Origin of the sequence: Micromonospora sp. SL1-18 (genome assembly GCF_047921505.1) — a bacterium.
Lineage (GTDB): Bacteria > Actinomycetota > Actinomycetes > Mycobacteriales > Micromonosporaceae > Micromonospora.
The window spans coordinates 1-3,750 of record NZ_JBLROA010000144.1; the positions used below are offsets into that span (position 1 = coordinate 1).

3 protein-coding genes and 1 pseudogene are annotated in these 3,750 nt (G+C 66.6%); all 4 read right to left on the reverse strand.

Annotated elements, in window-relative coordinates:
* Window positions 1-16: 16 nt before the first annotated feature.
* The 4 genes and pseudogenes from ACNAW0_RS29990 to ACNAW0_RS30005 all read right to left on the reverse strand — a co-directional run bounded on the left by ACNAW0_RS29990 (window position 17) and on the right by ACNAW0_RS30005 (window position 3,320).
* Window positions 17-424, reverse strand: a complete 408-nt coding sequence (locus ACNAW0_RS29990) for a hypothetical protein (protein WP_416291408.1) — start codon at window positions 422-424, stop codon at window positions 17-19.
* Window positions 421-1,251 carry an IS5 family transposase gene (locus tag ACNAW0_RS29995; RefSeq protein WP_416291409.1) on the reverse strand — a complete coding sequence of 277 codons (831 nt, stop codon included), beginning with the start codon at window positions 1,249-1,251 and terminating at the stop codon, window positions 421-423. The genes ACNAW0_RS29990 and ACNAW0_RS29995 overlap by 4 nt, the downstream gene beginning before the upstream one ends.
* Window positions 1,252-1,386: 135 nt before the next feature.
* Window positions 1,387-1,587, reverse strand: a pseudogene (locus tag ACNAW0_RS30000) (IS5/IS1182 family transposase); the annotation flags it as partial.
* Between the two features lie 311 nt (window positions 1,588-1,898).
* On the reverse strand, window positions 1,899-3,320 hold the full coding sequence (locus ACNAW0_RS30005) for a glycoside hydrolase family 28 protein (protein WP_416291410.1): 1,422 nt from the start codon (window positions 3,318-3,320) through the stop codon (window positions 1,899-1,901).
* Window positions 3,321-3,750 lie beyond the last annotated feature (430 nt).

Genomic DNA, 3,750 nt, shown 5'->3' on the forward strand with positions numbered 1-3,750 from the left:
AGGGCGGTTCGGAAGGTTAGGTCCTTTTCTGAGCAAGAGCGAATATTCCGGGTTCGGTCTCGGTCAGGATCTGGCGGCTGACCAGGCGTTTCAGTCTCGCGCGGGCACCTTCGACGTGCTTGGGTGAGGGCTCGACGCCGACGGCGATGCAGATGTCTTTGGCGCGCATCCCGGTGGGCGCGGTGTTGAGAACGGCAAGGATCTGCTGGTAGGGGGCGCTGGCGACGGTTGGATCCTCGGCGGTGAACTCGGCGGCGGTCAGTGCTTGCAGGGTGGTGCGGGTGGTCGCAAGGTCGGCCAGTTCGCTGTCGATGCGGGCGAGTTCGGCGGTGAGCGTCGTGATCTGCTGGCGTAGCTGATCGGCGGCCTGACCTGCGGCGGCTTCGCGTTCGGCGATCAGGTCGAGGATCGTGGTGACGTTCACCGGTGACGCCAGGACGGGGTGTTGGTTCCGGTCAGCCGGCGGACCATGTTGGCCATCGACGCCCACAGGGTGCGCGACACCGATGACTCCGGTCGGCTTTCGTACTCACGCACGAGACGGCGGTGCAGCATCAGGGTGCCGTTGACCTGCTCGACGATCCACCGCTTGCGCACCGGCACGAACCCCGGGCGGGTGTCGGAGCGTTTGACGATCTCGACGTCGACGCCCAGGACGGCGCCGTGGACCGCGACGTCCTGTTTGAACCCGGCGTCGACCCAGGCGCGGGTGACCGTCGGGGTGTGTTCGGCGACCTTGTCCAGAAGCTTGATCCCGATGGCGTTGTCGGTGACCGAGGCCGCGGTCACCACCACCGCGATGATCAGGCCGAGAGCGTCCACAGCCAAGCCCCGCTTACGCCCCGGCACCCTCTTCGCGGCGTCCTTGCCGGTCGTGGCGGCCGGGACGTGGTTGGCAGCACGGATCGACTGGGTGTCCAACGCGACCGCGGTCGGATCCTCCCGGCGGCCGACCTTCTCCCTCGCCTGGCAGCGCAGCAGGTCATGGATCGCCTGGTCGGTGCCGTCGTCACGCCACAACGCGAAGTAGTAGTACGTCGCCGACTTCTGCGGCAGGTCGTGCGGCAGATACGCCCACTGGCAGCCGGTCCGGTTCTGGTAGAGGATCGCGTTCACGATCTCCCGCAGGTCGTAGTCGCCCTGATGACCCGAAACCGAGACGCGCTTGGCCTTCCACGCGTCCAGGAACGGGCCGATCAGCGCCCACTGCTCGTCGGTGACATCACTGGGATACGGCTTTCGAACACCCATGACCAGCCCAACGCCGCTAACCGCCGACGGTTATGACCAGGATTCATCTTCATGACATCGACTGATCGCGATCCGTAGCAAACCTGCAGAACGATCTCCAAACGGACTCACACCGCAGACCAACTCAAAGATCTTCGAACCGCCCTCTGAGGCGACACGCTCGTACCCGGAACCGTGCACCAGCGCGGCGATGACGTGCTCGAACACCACCCGGTCCGGGACCCGGCGGCGGTGGCAGCCCAACGGATGCGCCGGATCGAACTCCCGTCGCTCAGGCCACAGCACGGCGAACTGGACCCAGACAGGTTCAAACAACGATGATGGCAGGGCAGGCACGGGACTCCTGTCGATCGCTGAGCGTCGAGAACTCTGATGACCAACGGGCCCGTGCCTGCTTGCTACCTCGGGGTCCCTACCTGTCCGGATCCTGACCTATTGCCGGTCGCTCTTAAACAACCCCTCCACGCTTCCAGGGGATTGACAGGTCGAGGTCGGTCAGATGCGCGGTGGCGGGGCGGATGAGCCGGTCGTGCAGGCGGGTCAGGAGCATGGCGTGGTGCAGGCCAGCCACAGCACTCCGAGTCTGCGGCGGCCTCTGCGGGCTCTGGCACCGCTCACCTGATGCGATCCGGTGGGGGTGGTGCGATTCAACCGCTCACCTCTGTTCCGTTGACGAACACGTTCCTCAGGACCAGATCCGGGGCGGACCGAATGATGTTCGGGTTCTCCATGCCGGTGAAGTCGCAGTTCTCGATGCGGATGCCGAGGAACGGGTCGGAGTCCAGTCCCTCCAGGTTGATGGCGCGACGGGCGCCGTCATGGACCATGTGCTCCACATGGACGTTGCGGATGATCGCCGAGTGGTCGCCGGTCTGGTTGGAGTAGCGGGTGGTCAGATAGATGCAGTCGCGGTCGATCTGCCGACCTTGGAACCGGCGTACGTACACGCCGTCTATGGCGCCGCCCCGTTTCTTGTTGGTCTTCAGGAAGACGGGGTGGCGGGGGTTGTAGCGGCCGGGGAAGTCGAGGGGGTTGATCCGGCAGTCCTCGGCGAAGATGTCGTAGGCCCCACCGGACATCTCGCTGCCGACCGCGAGTCCGCCCCAGCGGCCTGAGAAGACGCAGTTCTGGATGACGATGTTCCGGCTCGGTACGCCGACGCGAAGTCCGTCCTCGTCGCGCCCGGACTTCACGGCGATGGAGTCGTCCTCGGTGTGGAAGCGGCAGCCGGTGATGTGGACGTCGGTGCAGGACTCGGGGTCACAGCCGTCGCTGTTGGCGATCCGGCCGATCACGTCGACGTCCTTGACCAGGACATTGCTGCACAGCACAGGGTGCAAGGTCCACATGGCGGGTTCGAGGAAGGTGACGCCCTCGATGAGGATGTTCCGGCAGCGGTAGAACTGCACCATGCTGGGGCGCAGGTAGTGGCCCTCGCCGAAGACGCGCTGGCCGACCGGGACACCCTCCTCGCCCATACGGCGCAGTTCGGCCTGGTCGATGGGGGCGCCGCCGCCGGGGTCGCGCCAGCTCTTCCAGGGCCCGGTCATGCCTTGTCCGTCGAGGGTGCCGGTGCCGGTGATCGCGAGGTCTCGCTGGTCGAGGGCGTAGACGAAGGGCGAGTAGTTCCAGCACTCCGTGCCCTCCCAGCGGGTGAGTACGACGGGCAGGTAGTCGGCCGGGTCGGTGCTGAACAGGACGGTGCCGGTGACGTGCAGGTCGATGCCGCTGCGTAGATGGATCGCGCCGGTGAGGAAGCGGCCCTCGGGTACATCGACATGGCCGCCGCCGGCCCGATGGCAGGCGTCGATGGCGCGCCGGATCGCCTCCGTGTTCTTCGTGGTGCCGTCGCCCACGGCGCCGAAGTCGCGGATGTCGAAGCGGCGGCGGGGGAAGCGGGGCGGGCGGATGCGCGCGAGGATCCTCGGAACCTTCTTCCAGGGGTCGCGGGCGAGATCCGGAACGGTGCGATCGGCGGCGGCCAGGGCCTCACCGGGCAGCAGCGGGGGGAGCACCGCGGCGGCCGTGAGAGCCCCGGACCGCAGCAGGGCGCGGCGCGTGGGACTCATGACCCCACCTCCGCTCCGTTGACCCGAAAATGGTCGAGTACCGCTTGCGGCACCGTGAAACTGCCCGGGCTATTCGACCCGACGTCCGCGGCGATCGCGGGAGCGGCCCCCACCATCGCCAGGGTGGACACTATTGCCGTTGCATGACGTCTCACATCAGCTCCTTGGTCATCCGGACTTCATCAGCGGCGGCCACCGACGTCAGGCCACGGGGCCTCCGAGTCGGGAGTATTCAGATAAGGTCCTATGTCTGTCAATGGCAGGGACGCTGCGGCCGCGAGCGGACGGGCGACGGTCCGCCTATTGATCCGATGTATGGCGGCCTTCCGCCGGCCGGAGCCCCTACGCAGAGCGCAACCACGCCCACGCGTCTGACGCGATGGGGCGCAGCCCCGCTAAGCATTGACTTTCAACGGAGTGGCCTTAGCTT